This window comes from Streptococcus sp. HMSC077F03, assembly GCF_001812375.1.
Lineage (GTDB): Bacteria > Bacillota > Bacilli > Lactobacillales > Streptococcaceae > Streptococcus > Streptococcus oralis_S.
Map to the genome: position 1 here is coordinate 1 of NZ_KV808801.1, position 24,118 is coordinate 24,118.

A 24,118-nucleotide genomic window follows, 5' to 3' on the forward strand; every position below is an offset into this window, starting at 1 on the left:
CCGGTGGAGTTGGCTCATTTTCGTAGTTTGGTACTACTGGAGCTGGTTCCAGTGGTTTCTCTACTTCATAAGTAGGAGCTTGTGGTGCAGTTGGTTCTACTGGCGGAGTTGGTTTTTCTAATGTGATGGTTGGCAAATTAGTTGCTCGAACATTTCCGTTAATCGCAAACCAAATATTTGGCTTTTTGGGAGATAATTTCTCTGCTCTACGTGGATCATTCGCTGCAGGCTGTCCCAACACTTCTGAAGACGAAATTGTTCCGATAGTCATACTATTTGAAGGACCTGAGATTTCCACTGCTCCCGCACCATACCAAGAGTTTGGTGCATCTGCATTATCCCAACCAGAATCTGGTTGACTATTCTTATACATGGTGAAGCGGGAACCACCAACTCCTTTTTTGAAGTTTTCAGATTCTGTCGCATAAATTTGGCCGTTCTTTTCACCAACTGAAGAACCCGAAATTTTGATGAAATTCCCAGTATAATCTTTAGCCATCTCGATTGAGTTTGCTTCGCGGTTAAGAGACGCTACAGACATCAAGGCCTTGTCAAAATTAATAATTTGACCATCTTCATCATAGAATTGAAACTCAGTCTTAACGAAGAGAGAGGTAGCATCTTCTGTATTACCAGTATAAGCCGAAGCGAAAACCCCCATCGTTGGGTCTTTAAAAATTCCCAACCAAGCCTTATCATTGCGGAACTTGGAACTAGGATCAAGAGTATAAGTATAGACGATTTTAGAAACTTTTTTCCCTTGATAGTAAGTCCCCTGAAGATTCGTATAAGTTGCTGTTGCAGACTGACCTCGTTTCAGCAGGACTGAAGACCATTCAGTTGGTCCCTTACCACTTGTTACATTTGAATTGTACTCAGAATACTTACCGACTGTACCAAAGCTTTCCTGTTTGTTTGTCTGGTAGTTAGCATTTTGAATGTCTGTTACTTTAAAGTTATCCAACTGGAAGAGTTTATTGGCAAATTCTGCAGTATTCTTCACAGCTGCTTCCATGCCAGTATAGCTAACAAATTCACCAGTTGTAGTCAATGAAAGTTCAGCATTAGGCTCCGATTTGAAAATCAAACTTTGAGCACTTGGGCGACTCAAGTTTCCATCTTCATTCTTCTTTGATTCTGCTAAAGCCATAGCTGCCTTAATTTTAGCCTGCTCATCTTTATAAGCCTGCAACTTAGCCGGATACTCAGCCAACTCTTTCTTATATTTGGCAAGATCAGCTTCATATTTAGCTAATTTTGCTTCATAGTCAGTTTTAGCCGCGGCATTCCGTTGCTTGATTTCTTCGTTTTCAGCTTGGAGCGCTGCATTTTTAGCTGTGTTTTCTTCAACAGCCTTCTCATAAGCTGCTTTAGCATCAGCATTTGCCTTTTGAACACGAGCTAGTTCTGTCTGATAAGCCGCTAACTTAGTTTGGTAGTCTGTTTCGTTAGCTGCATTCGCTTGTTTGACTGCTGCCAAGTCTTTTTCGTATTGTGCTATTTTAGCCTCATAAGTTGCCTTGGCTGTTTCATTTCGTTGTTTAATAGCTTCATTTTCAGCTTGGATAGCATTGTTTTTAGCTGTGTTTTCTTCAACAGCCTTTTCATAGGCTATTTTTGCATCAGAATTAGCCTTTTGAACACGTGCCAATTCTGTTTGATAAGCTGCTAATTTAGCTTGATAATCAGCATCATTATCCTCTTTAGCTTTCTTAATAGCTGCAAGGTCTGCTTCATACTGCTTCATCGCTGCTTCATAATTCGCTTTTGCAGTTTCATTACGCTGTTTAATCGCTTCATTTTCAGCTTTAAGCGCTTCGTTTTTAGCTGTATTTTCTTTTACTGCTTTATCATAAGCCTCTTTAGCTTCAGCATTAGCTTTTTGTACTCGAGCTAATTCTGTCTGGTAAGCTGAAAGTTTATTTTGATAATCCTGTTGACTATCTTCATTTGCTTTTTTGACAGTTGCTAAATCTTTTTGATATTGTGCTAGCTTAGCCTCATATTCTGCTTTAGCTGTTGCATTAGCAGTGTTGATTTTTTCAACTTCTTCTTGATGACTTTTTAGATCTTTTTGGTACTTGTCATCCGCTGCTTTGTTTTCAGCATTGATTTTATCTGTTTCAGCCTGATGAGCTGCGACTTCTTTTTTATATGCTTCAGTTGTTGTCTTTACTTCTTCAGCCTGTTTAGCATAGTCGCTTTTAATCTCATCTTGTTTTTGAGCATTCTCTGTAGCAGTTGTGGCTGTTCCTTTGTCTTTTGTTTCATCTTGAACTACCTTAACTCCTGCAGATTTTGCATCAGCAACTGCTTTATCCAAATCAGCTGATGATACTTCTACTGGCAAAGCTGAGTCTTTAGAACCAGCCTTAGCTTGGCTTGCTTTGGCAACTTGGCTCATTTCACCCTGAGCTTCAGGTAGATTTGTGGCTGGGTTCCCTGTAGTAGCTACCTCAACTGTACTTGTACTAGTTGTCTCTGTAACTTCATCAGCAAATACTGCTTTGTCTGCAAAAGCAATCAAAGCAGTTCCTAAAACAGCACCACACAACGTTTTCGCAACTTTGCTTTTACGAAATCCATAGACTTCTTTTTTATTTTTCATTATAATCCTTTTCCTTATCTAAATTTAGTCGTTACTTTTTATACTAGCACTTTACAAGGCAGGATGCAAATATTTACTCTTTTTTTATTTATAGAAAAATTCCACCTATTTATAAATTAAATTAAAAAGAAGATGGTCACACCATCTTCCTTTAGTTAAACTATTTATTTTTCAGTCAAAGCTGCAAGTCCTGGCAATACTTTACCTTCAAGGAGTTCCATTGATGCTCCACCACCAGTAGAGATCCATGAGAACTTGTCTGCACGGCCAAGGTTGATGGCTGCAGCAGCTGAGTCACCACCACCGATGATTGATTTAACACCAGGTTGTTTCACGATAGCGTCCATGACACCGATTGTACCAGCTTGGAAGTCAGGGTTTTCAAATACACCCATAGGTCCGTTCCATACAACTGTTTTGGCACCAGTCAAAGCTTCGTCAAATTTAGCGATAGATTTTGGACCGATATCCAAACCAAGGAAACCTGGGTCTACTGCTTCACCTTCAGTGTCTTTCACTTCAGTGTAGTCAGCAAATGCGTTTGCTTCTTTTGAGTCAACTGGCAAGATCAATTTGCCGTTTGCTTTTTCAAGAAGAGCTTTCGCAACATCCAATTTGTCTTCTTCTACAAGTGAGTTACCGATTTCGATACCTTGAGCTTTGTAGAATGTGTAAGTCATCCCACCACCGATAAGCACTTTATCAGCTTTTTCAAGCAAGTTTTCGATAACACCAATCTTGTCTGAAACTTTTGAACCACCAAGAATCGCTACGAATGGACGTTCTGGAGCTTCAACTGCTTCTTGGATGTAAGCAATCTCGTTTTCAAGAAGGAATCCAGCAACTGCTTTTTCAACGTTTGCTGAGATACCAACGTTAGATGCGTGTGCACGGTGAGCTGTACCAAATGCATCGTTTACGAAGATACCGTCTCCAAGTGATGCCCAGTATTTACCAAGCTCAGGGTCATTTTTAGATTCTTTCTTGCCGTCAACATCTTCGAAACGAGTGTTTTCAACCAAGAGAACTTGTCCATCTTCAAGAGCGTTAACAGCGGCTTCCAATTCAGCACCACGTGTAACACCTGGGATAAATTTAACTTCTTGTCCCAATTTAGTAGCCAAGTCAGCAGCTACAGGAGCAAGTGATTTACCTTCTTTGTCTGCTTCTTCTTTTACACGTCCAAGGTGAGAGAAGAGGATTGCACGTCCACCTTGTTCAAGGATGTACTTGATAGTTGGAAGAGCTGCAGTGATACGGTTGTCATTGGTAATCACGCCATCTTTAACAGGTACGTTGAAGTCAACACGAACGAGAACTTTTTTCCCTTTCAAGTCAACGTCTTTAACAGTCAATTTTGCCATTAGATATGACTCCTTCTTTTTTTATACGTGTTAATTATATCACAAAATCAGCAAAAGAGATAGAAAAACCCTAAACTTTTCTTGTTCATTCTTCTATCTACTAACCTAAAAATCTAGGATTACCGTACGGGAAATGGCAATTTTCACATAATTCGGTTGGAATAATTTAGGTAAATTTCTTGATTGATCTACCTAATTACTTCTATACCATTCTTTTTCTAACATTTTAATCCTTAATATTCTAAACTCTACAGTCCTTCTTTTTGAATTGCTAGGTTTCTTATTATACAATATAACTAAAATAGTTTCTTTAGTTTGTGCTATTTGAGATTAAAAGAAGGGGAATTGCTACCATGAAATTAGAAAGACTAATCTATATTTTACTGTCGCTTTTAAATAAGAAGAGAATAACAGCCAAAGAGATTGCAGAGAGGTTTGAAATATCTACTCGAACTGTATATAGGGACATGGATACACTCAGTTTAGCGGGGATCCCAATCTATTCGGAACGTGGAGATAAGGGAGGTTTCTATATACCAAGCGACTATAAGATAGACAGAAACTTTTTCACTGAGGAAGAGAGACAGTTTATCATTCATATGAGCCAAAATGTTAGTAAAATCGTTGGTCATTCAAGTCTTGACAGTATCGAACACAAGCTATCTTCTCAAGAAATTACAAGAGCAAACAGTCCTTTTTACTTTGATCTCAGTTCCTGGACTCTTAATACAAATTATTTACTAGAAATTGAGGAAGCGATACAAACTGAACAGATGATTTCTTTTTCTTACTATTCGAAAAAACAGGAGAAAAGTCAGCGAACAATTATCCCATACAGATTGATCTATAAACTGAATGCTTGGTATGTTATCGGTTACTGCTTAGAAAAATTAGATTTTCGTATTTTTAAATTAACTCGAATTCGTGAACTAGAACTAGTGGAGATAAAAGATAAACCATTCGATTATCCACGTTTATCTCAAGAAAAGTTAGAGCTTTTTTTAAATCCCCCAAAACATAAAGTGGAGGGGCAAAGAGAAGAAATCGAACTAGTTTTTACAAGATTTGCACTTCCAAAAATCTACGATCACTTCACGGAAGAAGAAATCAGAGTCGAGGACGAAATAATAAAAGTTCAGGCATTTAGAGCTTTAACTCCTTCGTTTTTTGATTTACTATTAAGTTTTGGTTATCAAGTAAAGGTCGTATCTCCAAGTCACTTACAAAATCTACTGGTCAGTACTCTCAAAAAAAATCTTCAGCAATATGACAACCTGTAGTCATATTTCCTTTTGTATACTCTTAAGTGGGCAAAATATTTCGTGATATTCATCATAGCCCAATTATTTTACAGGAGGTTCCAAATGGATACAAAAAAACTTGCAGAAAGCTATTTTACGGCAGTAAATGAGGGAGGCTGGGAAGATTTCGTAGCTGAAAACTTTGACTATGGCATGTGCGATAGTATAGAAATTCGACAAGGACGTGATGTTTATTTGCAAGGCGCAGGCCAATTCTATGCTTTGAGCCAGCATCTTGAAGTGAAGCAATTACTTGTTGATGGTCGAGCAGTCTCAGCTTTAAATCGCTACCGTCTACATTCTCCTCAAGGAAAAGAACTTGAACTGGATGTCGCAGAATTTCTGAAATTCGATGAATTTGATAAATTAGTTGCATCCAATATTTATTTCGACACTTATCGTTTCCAAAAGTTTATCCAAGGAATTGAATAGCAAAAATCTAGCTTCAAATTTACTCTTCAATTTCAAAACTAAAAACAAGGCCTGACTAATCCACAGTCAAACCTTGTTTTTTATTTTTATGAGAAAATCCAAGATTCGTAAATCTGATTAGTCTTCTCTCTTCTTTCCAGCAAGCAAGCCGTAGCCACTCATTACTCCGAGGAGTCCCAGCGCTACTAGACTAGCATCTCTTGTCGCTCCCGTATTTGGCAGCTCTCTGCTTGTTTCTTCAACTTTTGCTGGTACTGCTGAAAGAGCTTGATCCCTTGTTTGTGAGACTTGCTCTTCTTTCGTTCCTACTTCAACAATTTCTGGAAGAGTTTCCTTGAGAACCTCAGTAGAATGAAGGGTGCGTTTGCCCTGACCATCAACTTCTACAAAGCGACGAACTTGACCTTCCACACCTGCTTGGATTAGCTGGCGTTGTCCTTTGAGAAGGGCTGCATTTGGTCGTTCCTGATGTTCGAAGGAAACTGTTCCCTCTTCAACTTCCAGTTTCGGAGTTTCTAGAACTAAATCTTTCACACCTTCAGCTGGTTGGTTGCTTGATAGAACTTTTGTCCCAACTTCAGTGATTTCTGGGATTGCTTCCTTGACTACCTCAGTCAAACGAAGAGTGCGTTTGCCCTGACCATCAACTTCTACAAAGCGACGAATTTGCCCTTCCGCTCCTGTTTGAACTAGCTGATGTTGACCTTTGAGAAGGTCGGCGTTTGGTCGTTCTTGACGTTTGAAGGAAATTGTTCCCTCTTCAACTTCCAGTTTCGGAGTTTCTAGAACTAAATCTTTCACACCTTCAGCTGGTTGGTTACTTGAAAGGACTTTCGTTCCAACTTCGGTGATTTCTGGGATTGCTTCCTTGACTACCTCAGTCCAACGAAGAGTGCGTTTGCCTTGGGCATTTACTTCTACTAAATGACGAATTTGCCCTTCCGCTCCTGCTTGAACTAGCTGCCGTTGGCCTTTGAGAAGTTCAGAGTTTGGTCGCTCCTGACGTTCAAAGGCTGTTGTTTCAGTTTCAATAACTAGTTCAGGGAGGGCCTCAACCGTTGGGGCCACTTCATTTGGATCCATACTTCCAACATGGTGACTTTCTTCTGCAGGAGCTAGTTTCTTATTTAGCTTTTCTTTCATGTCTGCAAATGCTTGAGGAGTTGGCATCTCTGAAGCCAACAAAGTTTCTGCTTGGGCAATTAACTCAGCTTTAGGATCTTTTTCACGGACGGATTCGAGCAAACCTTCCAATTCTTCTCTAGCAGTTTGATAACGTTGATTTCCATCCAAGTCTGTCCCTGCTTGTTTCAACTCATTCAAAGCTTTGTTGACCTCTTCTTGACTGGCATCATGGTTTTCTGCAACAGCTTTCGCTGCATTGAGCTTCTCTACTAGTGCTGCTTGTTTGTCCTCGCTTGAGAAGGTATAGGCAAGGGTTGACTGACGGCCTTGGGCAGCAGTGATTTCTTGTTTTAGGTACTCATCGTTGACAGCTGCTTTTGGAGAAACCAAGACATCAAACTCAGCGGTGTGCCCCTTGTAATGCAAGGTCAAGGTTTGTCGTCCAGTCTTCTGAGCATCATAGCCCGTGATTTCAACACCTTGGTCCGTAAAGGCATGGCTTTCTTCCGTCTCATCATCATAGAGAACGCCGAAGCGGCCTTCTGCAGGATCCAGTTGATCACCTACTAGATAGTCTGTTTTTGGTTTCTGAGTAATGTACAGACCTGCTACTTCCTTTGGTTTTCCTTCATCTTGACCAGTCACTTGTACCTTCAAGTCACCGCTTACTGGAAGTCCAAGATAGCTAACTGTGAGCTTTTGTTCCCCTTTTTGATGAGCGTTGTAGCCAGATACTGTCACACCTGAGTGAGAAAGGTTAATCAGCTCGTCGGCTTGTCCCCCTTCGTATTGAACACGGAGAGTGCCGCCTCTAAGGTCCAGTTTTTCTCCCTCTTTATAAACTGTCTTCTTAGGCCCTTTTTCAAGACTAACTGCAGCAATTTTCCTCTCATCCTGTGGAATCGCTACTGCCAAGGTGTTACTGATTTCTTTGCCAGGTAGTTGGGTACGATAGTAGAGGAGAGTTGGTTGCTTGTCAAAGCCCAATGGTGCTGTTGCCAAGTCGCCTCCAGTTTCAGACTTCAAGGTTGCAATCGGTGTTTGTGAATCTGCCTTGTCGTAAACGGTGATGGTTGCACCCGCTGGAACATCAGAGAAGCCTAGTTGAACTTGATGGTTTCCAAGTGAACGGGCAGCTACCTTAGCCATTGGAATATTTTGACTTTCTGTGTCCAAGGTTTCATACATCTTCCAGTTGTAGATACGAATGGCCTTCCAAGGTGTCCCGTTATCTGAAGTGATAACTTTTAGGCGCCAGTCTTGAGCAGTGATTGGTTTGTCAAGAGTGATATCCGTAACGTGCGCTTTGTTGCCACGGACTTCCTTAGCTAGTTTCCATTCACCATCTGCATCTTTATAATAAAGGTCAAAGTCTTTGGTGTTCATCAAACCGTCGTTGACAGACTCACCACCAGCTCCCGCATGATCCATGACCCATCTAACAACGGTACGTGGCTTGGTCAAGCGAATATCCACACTACCGCTCAACTGAGCTGAAGACCACTTGTCTGACAGGCTAGTAATGGTACCGTTCAACATACCTTCAATGCCTTCTCCACCTTCAGTATTTGGGAAAGTACTACCGATAACCTTTGCACCTGGAACAATATTTTCAGCCAAAGGTCTTGGGAGAGTCGTATCCTGAACTGTCATCCCCCAGTTAAAGGATGCCATCGCCGCTTCGGAACGGAGGCCATTTTTACCAACTGCAACGACTTTTAATTCCTGAGTCCTACCAGTCGCATTAGCAGAGCGGCTAACTTTTGGCAAGTAGATGGTTGAAGCAGATGATCCTGTCAACAAACGCCAGTTATCTCCATCTTTTTCGTAGACTTCATAGAAATCTGCATCTTGGTTACCAGCAAATTGGACCACTGCTTCAGCTTCTTGGGCATTCTTGAGAGATTGTTTCACAACAGAGAGTCCTGTTGGGGCTTGTGGTGCTTGGTGATTGTCCGAAATTGTTAATTGTCCTAGGTTGAACTGATAATCTTTTACAGCCCCTTCATGCTCGAAGAAAAGTTTGACTGCATAGATGGTTTTACCTGCTAGTGAGCTAAGGTCAAATTCTTCATTCTTCCAGTCATCAGAGAGAGTCAGTTCTTTCCATGCAGCTGCATCCTCAAATTTGTAGTCTGGAGTCGTAGAGAAGGCCATATAAACTTTAGAGCCTTTTCCTCCCTTGTGGGCAACACGAAGTTTGGTTTTCTCTGTTACTTCTAGTTTGGTAGAATACAAATTCACATCCTGGTCCGTCTTACCAACTACATCACCTGAGAATTTAAGAGAATTTCCGCCATTGTAGGCATCTGTAAAGTCATATTCTGCACGGAGTTTTTCCCCTGTCGAAGTCTGCCACCAGCGCCATGTTGGCAAGACACCTGAAACAGAACGGTAGTTCCACTCAGAATCCTTAGAAACTTTACCGTCTACAAACCACTTTCTACCATGACCTGTATTAAAGGAGGTCGTGAAGGTTCGACCAACTGCTGGTGTGCGGTCAGCAACCAAATTGGCAATCCCATACCATTCTTTGTCAGCTGGTTTTTGAGCCGTTGGATCTCCTTGGTAACCTGTAAAAAAGATGTCTTCGTTCTTGTGGTAGTCTTCGCCTGTTTTTCCTAGACTGGTAATCGTATCTGGTGCAAAGAGTCCAAGTGACAAACGCAACTTGCCTTTTTCATCTAATAGGGCATCCCATTTGACTTTGGTCTTATAAGAACCACCTTGTTGCAATTCCAAGCCTGCAAAGACATCATATTGACTACGTTCTAGCCATTTTGCCATCTCTACAGAGTAGTCATTCTTTTCCTTGTTCCAGTTGAAGTTGGCAAAGAATTGATCTGCAGGAACCTTGTCACCTTCTTTTTGCATGAACTGATAGTTGTATTCACCAAGGCCATCTTCGTGGTAACGACCATATTTGTAGGTCATGGCATCGTACCAAGCATACTTGATTGGATGGTTGACTTTAGCCGCGTATTCTTTTGTATAGAGCATGAATTGGCGCATTTTTTCACCAAGAGGTGCTACCAATTCCCCCGTTGTTTCCTGATTAATGAAATAGCCATCAAAGCCATAGTACTTAGCAAGATCGACAAGTTTCCGTGCGATAGGGAAGGTGCCATCTGCGTCTTGTTTCAAGGCAGCTGCAAATTTCTCTTGGTCGGCAATGCTATTTGACCAGTTGAAAAAGAGTGTTCCATAAACGGGAACTCCGTTGCGGTGACCGGCATCAATGACATCTGGAGTTGGAACTAGACCTTCCCAGAAGACCATTGAATCCAAGTATTGCCAGTAATCAAAAGCATAGGCCTTGAATTCTTCTCCACCAACAGAAGCGTGGTCTTTAGCCTTTGAGTTGGTATTTGCTAGCGCCTGAACCTTGGCTCTTCTGCTTGCTTTTTCATTGACCAACTGCCCTCTGTGGCGCTTGGCGAGTTCAACTGATGAACGGTTAATAGGATCATCCTCACGCGCACCCGGTTCCCATTTCAACAAATCATCCCAAGTATCAAATTTGATTTCTTTTGGTCGGAGACTCTTTTCTTCATTTTTAGGAACGTCTGCTAAAGTCGGTTTGTCGGCTTTCTTCTCAGCCACTTGAGGAGTTTCCTCTGGTTTGACTTCTTCTTTTTCAGTTGGTTGAGCAGGTTTTTCAGTTTTATCTGTCGGAGCGGGTTTTGCCTCTTCTTTTTCATTAACCAAATCCGCTATTGCTGGAGTGTTTTCTGAAATTGGTTGCTCAGCTACTTTGTTCTCTGTTTCCGATAATTGTTTTTCGATAGCTGCAGTATCTGGATTAGTTGTCTCACTAGTACTTGTAGCTTGGGCGCTCGTATTTGCAGCTGTTTCAGGGACTGCGACTTGTTCGGCAAGAGCTGGGCTCGCAAATAGAGCTGAACCAATCATCAAGGAACAAGCCCCGATTGACAGCTTACGAATACTGTAACGGCAACGTTTTTCAAAAAATAGATTTTTCATCTTATCCTCCTAATAAAATATAAAGTAAGCGCTTTACTTTTTGATAAAAAGTAACTGTTCTCAGTGCACACCACCAGAACAGGATCATCTTCATTTTATCCTATATGAAAGCGATGTCAATCTATTTAACATAAAAACTATAACTAGGATAATAATCAGTAAAATTTGGACACAATCCTATAAATCATCTATCTTAAAGGGAATCTATCTCTCATTTTAAAAGAAAGTTCTTGTTTCTTATGAAAATTTCAGCTAAACACTTGTGAGATTTACTTTTATCCTTTAAAATAGAATAGGAGAAATTCCGTTATTATTTTCCGGAGGAAAAAGAAATGTCCATTAATTGGCAGGAAATTTTATTTCACTTTTTAGGAGGTCTAGGACTGTTTTTGTACAGTATTAAGACCATGGGAGACGGTTTGCAACAAGCTGCTGGAGATCGCCTTCGTTTTTACATTGACAAGTACACTAGCAATCCCTTTTTAGGTGTTCTAGTCGGGATTGTCGTGACTGCCCTCATTCAGTCAAGTACAGGGGTTACAGTTATCACGGTCGGACTGGTCAGCGCTAGTCTTCTCACTCTTAGACAGGCTATCGGAATTATCATGGGAGCCAACATCGGAACCACCGTTACTTCCTTTATCATCGGTTTCAAGCTTGGCGAGTATGCTTTACCCTTGATTTTCCTTGGAACCATGTTCCTCTTCTTTACAAAAAACAGAACAGCAAACAATATCGGGCGCATCCTGTTTGGTGTTGGGGGAATCTTCTACGCCCTTAACCTCATCAGTGCCGGTATGAGCCCACTTAAAGATTTACCACAATTCAAGGAATATATGGTAACCTTGGGACAAAATCCTATTTTAGGAGTGGTAGCTGGTGCAGTGATTACCGTCCTCATCCAGGCTTCCTCAGCTACAATTGGGATTTTGCAAGGCCTCTATGCAGGTGGCTTCCTCGACCTTAAAGGTTCACTACCAGTTCTCTTCGGGGATAATATCGGGACAACCCTAACAGTTATCATTGCGGCAGCTGGAGCCAATGTCTCTGCAAAGCGCGTTGCGGCAACCCACGTTACCTTTAACGTTTTAGGAACTATTCTTTGCTTAATCCTATTAGGCCCCTTTACTGCTATGATCGAGTACTTCCAGGCACTCCTTCACCTCTCACCTGAGATGACCATCGCCTTCTCTCACGGTGCCTTTAACGTAAGTAACACCATTGTACAATTTCCATTCATCGGAGCCTTGGCCTACTTTGTAACCAAGCTCATCCCTGGTGAAGACGAGGTTGTCAAGTACGAGCCCCTTTATCTCGACGAGCAACTTATCCAGCAATCTCCTTCTATCGCTCTAGGAAATGCCAAAAAAGAACTTTTGCACTTAGGGAACTATGCAACCAAAGCTTTTGACCTTTCTTATACCTATATCATCGGTATGGATGAAAAGGTAGCTGAAAAAGGGCACAAGACAGAGGAAGCCATCAACACCATCGATGAAAAACTCACTCGTTACCTCATCAGACTCTCAAGCGAATCCTTGAGCCAAAAGGAAAGCGAAGTCTTGACCAACATTCTGGATTCATCCCGTGATTTGGAACGGATTGGGGACCACGCAGAAGGCTTGCTCAACCTAACAGACTACCTCCAACGTAAGAATGTTCAATTCTCTGAAGTAGCTTTAGAGGAATTAGCTGAGATTTATCAAGCAACAACTGCATTTATCAAGGATGCCCTTGATAGTGTGGAAAACAATGATATTGAAAAAGCACAAAGTCTGATTGAACGCCATAAAGAAATCAACAATATGGAACGCGTTCTCAGAAAGACCCACATCAAACGCCTTAACAAAGGTGAGTGTTCTACACAAGCTGGAGTCAACTTTATCGACATCATTTCCCACTACACTCGTGTATCTGACCATGCTATGAACCTAGCTGAAAAGGTCATCGCTGAACAAATCTAATACTCTTCGAAAATCTCTTCAAACCACGTCAACGTCGCCTTGCCGTATATATGTTACTGACTTCGTCAGTTCTATCCACAACCTCAAAACCGTGTTTTGAGCAATCTGCGGTTAGTTTCCTAGTTTGCTCTTTGATTTTCATTGAGTATAAGTGCCAAGAAGCTATCCTGAATGGGATGGCTTTTTCGTTTCCTCATCAAAAATGTTTTTTCTGACATATAAAAAATGCTTTGATTCACAATGGAATCAAAGCATTTTAAAGAGTTCTCCAAACATGATAGCAGAAACTGCAGTGCCCCTGTATTTGGCTTCTTCTCTTTTGATAAAGCGCGCCAAGTTGAGCAACTCAGGTGCTGGGTGTTTGGGATTGGTGAGCAATTCACGGGTGACCAGTCCTGAAAGTCGGACTGCTAGTAATTGCTCATTTGTAGTAGGCAGCTTCTTAGCAGTCTCTAGGAGAGCGGCAACTAAATCTTCACTCAAGCCCTGACGGGCATGGTTGTAGAGATCTCTTATAAGGCTTTCTAGGTTTGGTTCTGCCATTTCGCGCACCTCTCTTATTCTTTAATAATTTTTAATCAAATCAACTGTTGAACGATCCAATTTTTTCACTAAGGCTTGCAAGAAAGCTTGAGCTTCTAGGAAGTCATCCATCGCGTAGAGAGTTTGGTGAGAGTGGATATAACGAGCGCAGACACCGATGGTTGTTGATGGGACACCACCATTTTTCAGATGAGCTGCTCCAGCGTCCGTTCCACCTTTTCCACAGTAGTATTGGTACTTGATACCTGCTTCTTCAGCCGTTGTCAAAAGGAAATCCTTCATACCTGGGAGGAGCAAGTGACCTGGATCATAGAAACGAATCAAAGTTCCATCCCCAATCTTGCCTTGACCACCATAAACATCACCAGCAGGTGAACAGTCAACTGCCAGAAAGACTTCTGGGTCAAACTTAGTTGTAGAAGTATGAGCGCCACGCAGACCAACTTCTTCTTGGACATTGGAACCGAGATAGAGTTCATTTCCCAGTTTTTGACCTGACAAAGCTTCTGCTAGCTCACTAACCATAAGAACACCGTAGCGGTTGTCCCAAGCTTTTGAGATGATATTTTTTTCATTGACTGTCAAGATAGCGGAGCTATCAGGTACAATGGTGTCACCCGGACGGATACCAAAGCTTTCTGCCTCAGCCTTGTCCGCAAAACCACCATCAAAAACGATATCGGCAATGGCTGGTATGGTTGGTCCACCCTTTCCACGAGTCAAATGTGGAGGGACAGAACCTGAGATCACAGGAATTTCACGACCGTCACGCGTAAAAAGTTTAAAGCGTTGACTGCTAACCACCATAGGGTTCCAGCCACCGATTTCAACCACACGGAAAGTACCGTCTGGCTTAATCTCGCTGACCATAAAACCAACTTCGTCCATGTGAGAAGCGACCAAGACACGCGGTGCATCCGCAGCTTCTGAATGTTTAATCCCGAAAATACCACCCAAGCCATCTGTCACTACTTCATCCACATGCGGTGTTAACTTCTCACGAAGATAAGCACGGACAGGCGCTTCATGACCAGAGATTGCAGCAAGCTCTGTTACTTCTTTGATTTTTGAAAATAATGTTGTCATTCCAGTTCCTTCTTTCTGTCCTCCATTTTACCACTTTTTATAGGAGAAGGATAGTGGGAAGGTGGATTGGTTTTTACTCAGTTTTCCAATAAAAGAGAGGGGCAGATATTATTTCAGGAATTTTTCTTTCTTTTTACATTAAATTGTCAGAAAATTTATTGACAGATTAAAGAAATCATGTTACATTTATATCCGCAGGTATCTTTCGATACCAAATCTACACGAAAGGACGGGGTATGAAACTCTCTCATATTTTAACAGGCTTACTTCTACTCCTAGTCTTTCTCTCCATTAGCATTGGAACCAGTGATTTTTCTTGGGAAAAATTCTTTGCTTTTGACCAACAGACCTGGCTTCTCTTTCAAGAGTCGCGTCTTCCAAGAACCATCAGTATTCTCCTTGCAGCCTCCAGTATGAGCATGGCAGGACTACTCATGCAGACCATTACTCAAAATCAATTCGCTGCTCCAAGTACAGTCGGAACCACAGAAGCCGCTAAACTGGGAATGGTGTTAAGCCTCTTTGTCTTTCCGTCTGCGAGTCTGACCCAAAAGATGCTCTTTGCTTTTGGCTCATCCATTTTATTTACCCTCTTCTTCCTGGCCTTTATGACTATTTTTTCTATAAAGGAAAGGTGGATGCTGCCCTTGATCGGGATCATCTATAGTGGGATTATCGGTTCTGTCACAGAAGTTATCGCCTATCGTTTCAATCTGGTTCAGAGTATGACTGCTTGGACCCAGGGCTCCTTCTCCATGATTCAGACCCATCAGTATGAGTGGCTCTTCTTAGGCCTCATTATCCTGATAGCCGTTTGGAAATTATCCCAAACCTTCACCATCATGAATCTGGGCAAGGAAACCAGTGAAAGTTTGGGGATTTCTTACTCTCTACTTGAAAAACTGGCCCTTTTTCTGGTGGCGCTAACGACAAGTGTCACCATGATTACCGTGGGTGCCTTGCCTTTTCTCGGAGTCATCGTTCCCAATCTTATCCGCAAGCGCTATGGAGATAATTTGAGTCAAACCAAACTCATGGTCGCTCTGGTCGGTGCTAATCTAGTTCTGGCCTGTGACATCCTCTCTCGAGTCTTGATTCGGCCCTATGAGCTGTCTGTCAGTCTCCTACTAGGAATCATTGGTAGTCTCGTCTTTATCCTACTTCTATGGAGAGGGGGACAAAAGGATGCAGTTTAAAAGCAAACATACCAAACTCTTCTGCCTTCTCATTATTCTGGCCATCGGAGCTTGCCTCCTCTACTTTTGGCCCATCACTCAGCTGTCTGCCTTTGCCTGGAAGCTACGTTCCCAAAAAATCATCGTTTATCTCTTGGTAGCTATCGCGACAGGGATTTCGACCATTAGTTTTCAAACCCTGACGGAAAATCGCTTTCTGACGCCAAGTATTTTGGGAATCGAATCCTTCTATGTCTTGCTACAGACCCTGCTACTGATATTTGAAAGCAAATTTCTACAGCTTGGGAAGTCGCCTGTCTTAGAATTTCTAATCTTGCTTCTGCTTCAATCCCTCTTCTTTCTCGCCTTACAAGGTTACTTGAAGACGCTGATGAAGCAAAATTTGGTTTTCATTCTGCTAATCTGCCTAGCACTCGGAAGTCTCTTTCGAAATATCAGTACCTTCCTCCAAGTCCTGATGGATCCAAATGAATACGATAAACTTCAGAACAGTCTCTTTGCTTCCTTTCAACATCTCAACACTTCCATCCTAGCCATCGGTTCTCTAATCATCCTCGCTTTGACAATCTTTTTCTTTCGAAAAGCAGTTATTCTGGATGTCTTGCACCTGCAAAGAGAAACGGCTCAGATACTGGGACTCAATGTTGAAAAAGAACAGAGAGAACTCCTCTGGGGTATCGTGCTTTTGACCTCAACAGCCACTGCCTTGGTAGGGCCTATGGCCTTCTTCGGTTTTATGCTGGCCAATCTTACCTACCTAATCGTCAAAGATTATCGGCACAAGTTGCTCTTTATCGTAGCCATTCTGGTCGGGTTTATCAGTTTGACCCTGGGGCAAGCCCTTATTGAACGAGTCTTTGCGCTGGAAATTCGCATCAGCATGATTATTGAGAGTGTGGGTGGCTTCTTATTCTTTATCTTACTATACAGGAGGGCGCGTCAGTGAAACTGGAAAACATTGACAAATCCATTCAAAAACAGGATATTTTGCAAGACATTTCGCTTGAAGTCAGTCCTCAGAAACTGACGGCCTTTATTGGTCCAAACGGTGCTGGAAAATCAACTCTCCTCTCCATTATGAGCAGACTGACCAAGAAAGATCAGGGAATTCTCAGTATCAAAGGTCGTGAAATCGAGAGTTGGAATTCGCAAGAACTAGCCAAAGAACTCACTATCCTAAAGCAGAAAATCAATTACCAAGCCAAATTGACTGTAGAAGAGCTTGTCAGCTTTGGACGTTTTCCCTACAGCCGTGGTCGACTGAGAGCAGAAGACAGGGAAAAAATCCGAGAAACTCTGGACTATCTGGAACTGACCAACTTAAAAGACCGCTACATCGATAGTCTGTCTGGTGGACAGCTCCAACGTGTCTTTATCGCCATGGTACTAGCTCAGGATACAGACTTTATCTTGCTAGACGAACCGCTCAATAATCTCGATATCAAGCAAAGTGTCAGCATGATGCAGATCCTTCGGCGACTGGTGGAGGAACTTGGCAAAACCATTATCATCGTCCTCCACGATATCAACATGGCTAGCCAATATGCGGATGAAATTGTTGCCTTCAAGGACGGTCAAGTCTTTTGCAAGGGAACGACTGCTCAAATCATGCAAGCCGAACTGCTCAGTCAACTTTATGAGATTCCCATCACGCTGGCTGATATCAATGGCAAAAAGATCTGTATCTATAGCTAGCTATTCTGAACTCATGTTAGAAAAGCCTCTGTCTCTTAGCTAACAAGCCTATCTAAGAGCCCCCCTACATCGTTATCACATTTTAAAAAGGAGAAATCATGAAAACATCCCTTAAACTTTATCTCACTGCCCTAGCTGCCAGCTTCTTGCTCTTACTTGGTGCATGTAGTACAAATACAAACTCAAGCACTAGCCAGACAGAGACAAGTAGCTCTGCTCCAACAGAGATAACTATTAAAAGTTCACTAGATGAGGTCAAACTTTCAAAGGTTCCTGAAAAGATTGTGACTTTTGACCTCGGTGCTGCGGATACTATTCGCGCTTTAGGTTTTGAAAAGAATATCGTCGGAATGCCTACAAAAACTGTTCCGACTTACCTAAAAGATCTTGCAGGAAATGTCAACAATGTGGGTTCCATGGTTGAGCCAGACCTAGAAGCCATCGCTGCTCTTGAACCAGACCTAATTATCGCTTCACCACGTACCCAAAAATTCGTAGACAAGTTCAAAGAAATCGCTCCAACAGTCCTCTTCCAAGCAAGCAAGGACGACTACTGGACTTCTACCAAGGCCAACATCGAATCCCTAGCAAGCGCCTTTGGTGAAACTGGTACACAGAAAGCAAAGGAAGAATTAGCCAACCTAGACAAGAGCATTCAGGAAGTCGCTACTAAAAACGAAAGTTCTGATAAAAAAGCCCTTGCTATCCTCCTCAATGAAGGAAAAATGGCTGCCTTTGGTGCCCAATCTCGTTTCTCTTTCTTGTATCAAACCTTGAAATTCAAACCAACTGATACTCAATTTGAAGACTCTCGCCACGGACAGGAAGTCAGCTTTGAAAGTGTCAAAGAAATTAATCCTGACATCCTCTTTGTCATCAACCGTACCCTTGCCATCGGCGGGGACAACTCTAGCAACGATGGCGTCCTAGAAAATGCCCTCATCGCTGAAACTCCTGCTGCTAAAAATGGCAAGATTATCCAACTAACACCAGACCTATGGTATCTAAGTGGAGGCGGTCTTGAATCAACAAAACTCATGATTGAAGACGCTCAAAAAGCTTTGAAATAAGAGATAAAACCCAACATCAGGTGATGTTGGGTTATTTTTCTTCTTGATTTCGTTTGAGGGAAAAGTGGTCTGGGACGGGATCTTTTCCTATTTTCGACCAAGGATGACAACGCAAAATCCGAGCCAAGCCCATCAAAACACCCTTGAAACCATGTTTTTCAATAGCCTGAATCATGTAGTTGGAACAAGTAGGCTCAAAGCGACAAGAGGGTGGAAAGGCTGGCGAGATAAAGCGTTGGTAAAAGCGTACTGGTGCTATTAAGATTCGTTTCATTATTTCTTGGTTACAGCCATGGTGTGTAGTTGGCTGATTTCTTTTTTATTGAGGCGACGGGATTCTCCTGGATGAAGACCTGTCAAGTCTAAGTGCCCAAAACGTGTCCGAGACAACTTATCCACTTGAAGACCGACGGCTTCAAACATCTTTTTAACCTGATGGTTGCGTCCTTCATGGATAGTCAACTGCACTACTGAGCGATTTTTGACTGGATCCACTTTGAGGATCTCATATACAGCTGGCTTGGTTTTCTTGCCATCAATCTCAAGACCACGGGTCAAGGGGCGGAGATTATCCTTATTGGCTACACCTTTAACACGCGCGACATAGACCTTATCAATCTCATTACGGGGGTGAATCATCTCGTCTGTAAAGTCCCCATCATTGGTTAAAATCAAGACACCTGATGTATCCCAGTCCAAACGTCCCACAGGGTAAATGCGTTCTTTAACATTTGGCAAGAGATCCACAACAGTCTTTCGGCCCTTGTCGTCTGTCACACTGGAAATCACTCCACGTGGTTTGTTAAGCAGATAGTAGACCTTTTCTTCGTTGTAGATGGGCTGACCTTCCACTTCGACCTTATCTCCAGACTTGATGGTCGTTGCTAGTTCACGCACCACTTGGCCGTTAACCGTCACCAAGCCTTGCTTGATCAACTCTTCTGCTTTTCTCCTACTGGCCACACCTGCGTGGGCAATATACTTATTGATTCTCATCTTCTTCTATCCTTTCACCAAATAATTGGCTTTCTTGGGCTTGAATCTCAAGCTCATCAATCACTGGCAATTCTTCCAAATGGTTAATTCCCATGTAATCTAGGAAATAATCCGTAGTCACATAGAGGTTGGGACGACCCAACACTTCTTTTTTCCCGTCTTCTCGTATCAAGTCAAAGACCTGCAACTTTGCCAAGGCCCCGCTCGAGTTAACCCCACGGATAGCATCGATTTCTATCCGCGTAATCGGTTGCTTGTAGGCAATGATGGACAAGGTCTCAAGGGCAGCACGAGACAAACTTTGGTTGATGGGTGCCTTGGAGTATTCCTTCAAAATCGCTGCAAATTGAGGCTTGGTCACCAATCTGTATGCACCACCTGTCTCGATCAGGGATAAGCTCGACTCTTGGTCTTTTTCATACTTCTGGGCTAATTTTTCTAAACTCTGTTGGATGCCTGTCGGGGGAAGTGATAGGAGTTCAGCCAACTGGCGAACTCGAATCCCATCTTCACCTGCTACAAACAAGAGCGCTTCTATTTCTGCTAAAGTACTCATCTTTCCTCTCTATCAAGTCTAGCTTTGTGCCTCTTGACTTTCTTCCTTCTTTTCCATGAGATAGATATCTCCGAAACTCTCCTCTTGCACGAGGGTCAGTTCCTGAGTTTTGATTAACTCTAGGGTCGCCAAAAAGAGGGTAATAACCTCTTGGACATTCTGGGCTTCCTTGAACAAATCCTGCAAGCGCAACTGGTCTCGTCCAGTCAAGGACTCTTTTACAATGACCATCATGTCCTCAATCTTATACTCATCCCGCAAGATGGTCGTGTGATTCTGTGCGAACTCCTCTTTTTTCTTGGCTAGGATATTTGAAAAAGCCAAAAAGAGGTCAATGGTCGTCTTGTCATGCACAAGCTCCGCATCCTCGTAAATCAACTCTGTTGGCGCTTTGGAATAGTACTGGGCCCGATCTTGGTGCTTAGCCTCCAAGTGCACACCCAAGAGTTTGAACTTGCGGTATTCTTCGATTTGGGAGAGGAGATCCTGCTCCAGATCATCCTCCAAATTCGCCACTTCTGCCACCTTTGGAAGAAGCTTGCGGCTCTTGATCAGCATTAACTGACTAGCCATGACCATGTACTCACCCGTCACTTCTAGACGCATGGCCTGCAGGGTTGAGACATAGGCTAGATACTGTTCGATGACTTCCGTAATAGGCACATCATAGATATCCATCTGGTACTTAGAGACTAGGTGCAAGAGCAAGTCCAGTGGCCCTTCAAAATCTTTTAATTTAATATCCATTATCTATATTTTTCTAAGGTCAGGACTGTTTTTAATCCTAATTTTTTTGCTATTTCGTACAAATCAACCTTGTTTTCTATTTGTCTTAGAATGAACTGTTCCCGCAAGGCTTGGGCTGATAAGGTTGGGAATCCTTTCTCCTTAACAAAGGACTCCAGCTGACGAAAGGCCCACTGACGAGAATAGGCTTTTCCTCCCCTTTCAAAAAGATAGGTCTGCCCCATCAAGGGTTTCAATTCTGAAAGCAAGGTCGTGGGAATAGTGACAATCCTCTGTTGGGAAGCCTTGTTGATTCGCAACACCTGAAAATCCAGATTGATATCTGCAACCTTGAGAGCTAAAATCTCACTTGGCAAGAGCCCTATTTCCAAGATAAGAAGCGCCAGCAAGCGTCCTTCTGGATAGTCACTTTCCTGCCAAAAAGACTCCAGATCTAACAGTGCTGGCTTTTCGGTCTTCTTTTCAGCTTGTTTGGCTAATTCCAAGCGGTAAAAACTGTCCAGCTCTCCTCTTTGATAGAGAAAGTAGAGAAATTGGTTACAGGCCGAAAGTTTTCGCTTCTGGGCGCTGATTTTTAGATTGGCTAGCTGGGCTTGGTAAATCTTGAGACTGGTTTCAGAGACCCGCTCTCCTACCATATCTAAAAATTGCTCCAGATCATACCTATAAGACTGCTTTGAATTGGCAGACAAGCCCTGCTTTCCCTCTAAAAAGGCTGAAATGCTATCTCTCATTTGCATCGAATCTCATATTCCTTACTAAAGTCATGCAAGAGGGCATTCACTGCCTTGAGGATGGACTTGCGCGTGATGATTCCTTGAAAAATCCCTTCATCATCTACCACTGGCAAGAAGGGTTCATCCACCAGTTTATGGAGGACCTCTGTGATGTTATAGTCTGGAGCGACAACTGCCACATCTGTCTTTGTCATATTGACGATGTCTGTCGTTGCCATCTGCTCATCCGTCAAACCTTGCTCCATTTGATAAGCCAAAATGTCTCTCAGACCAATAGTCCCGACAAAGCGTTTGTCAAAGGTCACAACTGGGATACGGGTATAGGTGATTTGGCTCAGCACCAAAATTGCATGGTCAGCGTTATGGGTATCAATCAAGGCTGCTAGATTCTCAGCAGGGGTAAGAAAAGTCTCTTCCTGCTCCAGTAAAAATGCTTCAAATTCCTTGGCAATCATCGAGCAAACTCCTTGGACAGACCTGGATAAACCTCATGATCACGTGTCAAAAAGTCTACTTTAAAATAGCTGTCATCAATCTCCACACGGGCATAGAGGCATTCTCTAATAGTTCCTCGTGGTTGGCTGATGGAGCCTGGATTTAGAAAAAGAGTCTTTCCTTCCATCCAAGCATTTGGTACATGCAAGTGACCATAGAGACAGATATCGGCATCTTCTTCCTGAGCCCAGTAGTCCAACTTTTGAAAGTTGAAATTGATATCAAACAAGTGTCCATGCGTCTGGATGATCTTGGTCGGACCAAGTTGAGTTACCAAACGTTCTGGGTAGCCAGCATAAAAGTCCATATTTCCTTTGACGACATGGATGCCTTCCCAGAGCGGAGAGTCTGGACGGAGTTCAGAGTCACCATCGTGAAAAATGGCATCAACTTTCCCTAGATAGCGGTCACGAATTTCTTCGACAATCAAGCTATCGCCATGGGAGTCACTCATTACAATGATGGTTTGCTTTGCCATGATGGAAATACCTCCAAAAGTTTCTTAACGGCTAAGGCGCGGTGAGATTGGCTATTTTTTTCTTCAAGGGTTAATTCAGCCGCTGACTTGCCTGTCTCTCCCACAAGGAAGAGGGGATCATAACCAAAGCCATTTTCACCCTTGGGTTCAAAGTTAATGTAACCCGGCCAGTCAGCTTCGACAACCAAGCTTTCCTTGTTTGGACTGGCTACAACCAGGGTCGTGTGGAATTGAGCCGAACGGTCCTTAAGGTCAAAGACCATGGCCAATTCGTGCAAGAGCTTGGCATTATTTTCACGATCAGTCGCTCCCACTCCTGCAAAACGGGCTGACCAGACACCTGGCAAGCCACCTAGGACATCGACTTTGAGACCTGAGTCATCTGCTAGAACTATCTTACCTGTTAATTGGGAAATGGTTTCTGCCTTAAGTCGAGCATTTTCTTCAAAAGTCATGCCTGTTTCTGCTACTTCAGGCAGGTCAGGATAGTCATTAAGATTTTCCACATCATAGCCTAGCTTGTCAAAGATAGCTCGGAATTCCTTGGTCTTGCCCTCGTTACGAGTCGCAATCAACAAGGTTTCTCTAACTTTACTAGTTTCAAAGAAGGCATGAACATTGACCCCTTCTTTAGGCAATTCTATATGCAGGAGTTGCCCATTTTCAACCAAGAGTAGGGCTCCCTGACGTTGGATGACTTCCAAGTTACGTCCTGCTTCTGCATTTAAAATCTCGACGATAAAGGAGAGCAGACGGTAGTTAGAAGACCAGCGCATCACCGTTATCGTAATTGGAAAGCCATTTTCTTCGTCACGAAAAATCCGCGCCAAATCCATAAAATCAAGATCAAGCGGATCTTTGATGAGACTGTAGATGCCTCCATAGACGTCCCAGACACCGACATACCAGTCCTGGTCGTCCTTGTATTCGTAAATTTTGTTTGTCATAAAGTTACATGCTCCACATGAATCTCTTTTTCCAGCCATTCTGCTCCAATTTGAGCAAAACTTTGGCTGCTGGCTGTTGTGTAAAAACGATGTTGAAGAGGCCCCGCATCTCGGCTACGATTGATTTCAAAATAATTGAGTAAGACTGAGATATCTCGTACACACTCAGCCCCACTATCGATGAGCTGAACCTTTGGTCCCATGACATTTTGGATGATAGGGCGAAGGAGTGGGTAATGGGTACAACCCAGAATCAAGCTATCCACCTTGCCGACCAAGGGACGCAGGGTTTCATAAACCACTTTCTTGGTGACACTGGTTGACAGGGCACCAGACTCGACCAAGGGGGCAAACTTGGGACAGGCCAAACTCTCCACCTGTAAGTCCGGATCTAGATCGTTGATTTTCTGACGGTAGATATCAGATTGTACCGTCATGGGCGTTCCAATGACTCCGATTTTCCCACCTTGGCTGGACTTGATAGCTGCCGAAGCTCCTGGCAAAATCACACCCAAGACAGGAATGTCTAGTTGAGCCTTGATTTCTTCCCAGACGACCGCAGTCGCAGTATTACAAGCAATGACAATCATTTTGACATCCTTGGTCAAGAGAAAGTTGACCAACTGCCAAGTATATTCACGGATTTGCTCAGCAGGACGGGGACCATAGGGCGCCCGTGCCGAATCTCCAATATAGACGATTTCTTCATGGGGAAGCTGGCGCATGAGCTCACGTACAACAGTCAAGCCCCCGACACCCGAATCCAAAAAACCAATTGGTCGATTATCCATACA

Annotated in this window: 21 protein-coding genes; 7 read left to right on the forward strand and 14 right to left on the reverse strand. The window is 42.9% G+C overall.

From position 1 onward, the window contains the following. Both HMPREF2853_RS09185 and HMPREF2853_RS09190 read right to left on the reverse strand, forming a co-directional pair. A partial coding sequence (locus HMPREF2853_RS09185; RefSeq protein WP_148131411.1) for an antigen I/II family LPXTG-anchored adhesin occupies positions 1-2,608 on the reverse strand: 2,608 nt, incomplete at its 3' end. A gap of 164 nt (positions 2,609-2,772) precedes the next feature. Further along, positions 2,773-3,972, reverse strand: a complete 1,200-nt coding sequence (locus HMPREF2853_RS09190; RefSeq protein ID WP_001096776.1) for a phosphoglycerate kinase — start codon at positions 3,970-3,972, stop codon at positions 2,773-2,775. A gap of 353 nt (positions 3,973-4,325) precedes the next feature. Here HMPREF2853_RS09190 and HMPREF2853_RS09195 point away from each other — a divergent pair, with 353 nt between their 5' ends. Beyond that, positions 4,326-5,252, forward strand: coding sequence for a helix-turn-helix transcriptional regulator (locus HMPREF2853_RS09195; RefSeq protein ID WP_000764440.1), 927 nt, complete (start codon positions 4,326-4,328; stop codon positions 5,250-5,252). Between the two features lie 84 nt (positions 5,253-5,336). Next, positions 5,337-5,705 (forward strand): hypothetical protein, encoded by a 369-nt coding sequence (locus HMPREF2853_RS09200; RefSeq protein WP_000379940.1) that lies wholly within the window; start codon positions 5,337-5,339, stop codon positions 5,703-5,705. A 117-nt stretch (positions 5,706-5,822) separates the two neighbouring features. Here HMPREF2853_RS09200 and HMPREF2853_RS09205 read toward each other — a convergent pair whose 3' ends face one another. Next, entirely contained in the window at positions 5,823-10,814 is a 4,992-nt protein-coding gene (locus tag HMPREF2853_RS09205; protein WP_070536013.1) for an endo-beta-N-acetylglucosaminidase, read from the reverse strand. A gap of 332 nt (positions 10,815-11,146) precedes the next feature. Here HMPREF2853_RS09205 and HMPREF2853_RS09210 point away from each other — a divergent pair, with 332 nt between their 5' ends. Further along, positions 11,147-12,778, forward strand: coding sequence for a Na/Pi cotransporter family protein (locus HMPREF2853_RS09210; protein WP_070536018.1), 1,632 nt, complete (start codon positions 11,147-11,149; stop codon positions 12,776-12,778). A 246-nt stretch (positions 12,779-13,024) separates the two neighbouring features. On the opposite strand, the gene HMPREF2853_RS09215 is transcribed toward HMPREF2853_RS09210, so the two are convergent. Both HMPREF2853_RS09215 and pepA read right to left on the reverse strand, forming a co-directional pair. After that, positions 13,025-13,321: a bacteriocin immunity family protein gene (locus HMPREF2853_RS09215; protein WP_000840149.1), complete on the reverse strand. Its 297-nt coding sequence runs from the start codon at positions 13,319-13,321 to the stop codon at positions 13,025-13,027. Positions 13,322-13,342: 21 nt separating this feature from the next. Then, positions 13,343-14,407: a glutamyl aminopeptidase gene (gene pepA / locus HMPREF2853_RS09220; RefSeq protein WP_070536022.1), complete on the reverse strand. Its 1,065-nt coding sequence runs from the start codon at positions 14,405-14,407 to the stop codon at positions 13,343-13,345. Between the two features lie 236 nt (positions 14,408-14,643). Between pepA and HMPREF2853_RS09225 the strand changes: the two genes are divergently transcribed. The 4 genes from HMPREF2853_RS09225 (at position 14,644) to HMPREF2853_RS09240 (ending at position 18,368) form a co-directional block, all read left to right on the forward strand. Beyond that, complete coding sequence (locus tag HMPREF2853_RS09225) at positions 14,644-15,603, forward strand: ABC transporter permease (RefSeq protein ID WP_000777210.1); 960 nt, start codon at positions 14,644-14,646, stop codon at positions 15,601-15,603. Beyond that, entirely contained in the window at positions 15,593-16,549 is a 957-nt protein-coding gene (locus HMPREF2853_RS09230; protein ID WP_001159844.1) for an iron chelate uptake ABC transporter family permease subunit, read from the forward strand. Before HMPREF2853_RS09225 ends, HMPREF2853_RS09230 begins: the two co-directional genes overlap by 11 nt. Continuing rightward, a complete protein-coding gene (locus HMPREF2853_RS09235; RefSeq protein WP_070536026.1) occupies positions 16,546-17,298 on the forward strand; it encodes an iron ABC transporter ATP-binding protein in 753 nt (250 codons plus the stop codon). Before HMPREF2853_RS09230 ends, HMPREF2853_RS09235 begins: the two co-directional genes overlap by 4 nt. Before the next feature lie 98 nt (positions 17,299-17,396). Further along, the gene (locus HMPREF2853_RS09240) at positions 17,397-18,368 is read left to right on the forward strand and encodes a siderophore ABC transporter substrate-binding protein (RefSeq protein ID WP_045616411.1); all 972 of its coding nucleotides are present in this window, start codon (positions 17,397-17,399) and stop codon (positions 18,366-18,368) included. A 31-nt stretch (positions 18,369-18,399) separates the two neighbouring features. On the opposite strand, the gene yidD is transcribed toward HMPREF2853_RS09240, so the two are convergent. Genes yidD through racE form a run of 9 tightly spaced genes read right to left on the reverse strand, consistent with a single transcriptional unit; the run spans position 18,400 to position 24,115 of the window. Beyond that, positions 18,400-18,642 carry a membrane protein insertion efficiency factor YidD gene (yidD, locus tag HMPREF2853_RS09245; RefSeq protein ID WP_007522309.1) on the reverse strand — a complete coding sequence of 81 codons (243 nt, stop codon included), beginning with the start codon at positions 18,640-18,642 and terminating at the stop codon, positions 18,400-18,402. Continuing rightward, positions 18,642-19,364, reverse strand: coding sequence for a pseudouridine synthase (locus HMPREF2853_RS09250; RefSeq protein ID WP_001222226.1), 723 nt, complete (start codon positions 19,362-19,364; stop codon positions 18,642-18,644). Before HMPREF2853_RS09250 ends, yidD begins: the two co-directional genes overlap by 1 nt. Continuing rightward, a complete protein-coding gene (gene scpB, locus HMPREF2853_RS09255; RefSeq protein WP_070536030.1) occupies positions 19,351-19,920 on the reverse strand; it encodes an SMC-Scp complex subunit ScpB in 570 nt (189 codons plus the stop codon). The genes HMPREF2853_RS09250 and scpB overlap by 14 nt, the downstream gene beginning before the upstream one ends. 18 nt (positions 19,921-19,938) lie before the next feature. Continuing rightward, entirely contained in the window at positions 19,939-20,667 is a 729-nt protein-coding gene (locus HMPREF2853_RS09260) for a segregation/condensation protein A (RefSeq protein WP_070536033.1), read from the reverse strand. After that, complete coding sequence (gene xerD / locus HMPREF2853_RS09265) at positions 20,667-21,401, reverse strand: site-specific tyrosine recombinase XerD (protein ID WP_308457438.1); 735 nt, start codon at positions 21,399-21,401, stop codon at positions 20,667-20,669. Before xerD ends, HMPREF2853_RS09260 begins: the two co-directional genes overlap by 1 nt. After that, complete coding sequence (gene cbpB / locus HMPREF2853_RS09270) at positions 21,398-21,859, reverse strand: cyclic-di-AMP-binding protein CbpB (protein ID WP_000560696.1); 462 nt, start codon at positions 21,857-21,859, stop codon at positions 21,398-21,400. The genes xerD and cbpB overlap by 4 nt, the downstream gene beginning before the upstream one ends. Next, complete coding sequence (locus HMPREF2853_RS09275) at positions 21,856-22,377, reverse strand: metallophosphoesterase (protein WP_001118939.1); 522 nt, start codon at positions 22,375-22,377, stop codon at positions 21,856-21,858. Before HMPREF2853_RS09275 ends, cbpB begins: the two co-directional genes overlap by 4 nt. Next, complete coding sequence (locus HMPREF2853_RS09280; protein WP_404963383.1) at positions 22,353-23,363, reverse strand: nucleoside-triphosphate diphosphatase; 1,011 nt, start codon at positions 23,361-23,363, stop codon at positions 22,353-22,355. The genes HMPREF2853_RS09275 and HMPREF2853_RS09280 overlap by 25 nt, the downstream gene beginning before the upstream one ends. Beyond that, positions 23,321-24,115, reverse strand: a complete 795-nt coding sequence (gene racE / locus HMPREF2853_RS09285) for a glutamate racemase (protein WP_070536040.1) — start codon at positions 24,113-24,115, stop codon at positions 23,321-23,323. Before racE ends, HMPREF2853_RS09280 begins: the two co-directional genes overlap by 43 nt. Between the last annotated feature and the right edge of the window lie 3 nt (positions 24,116-24,118).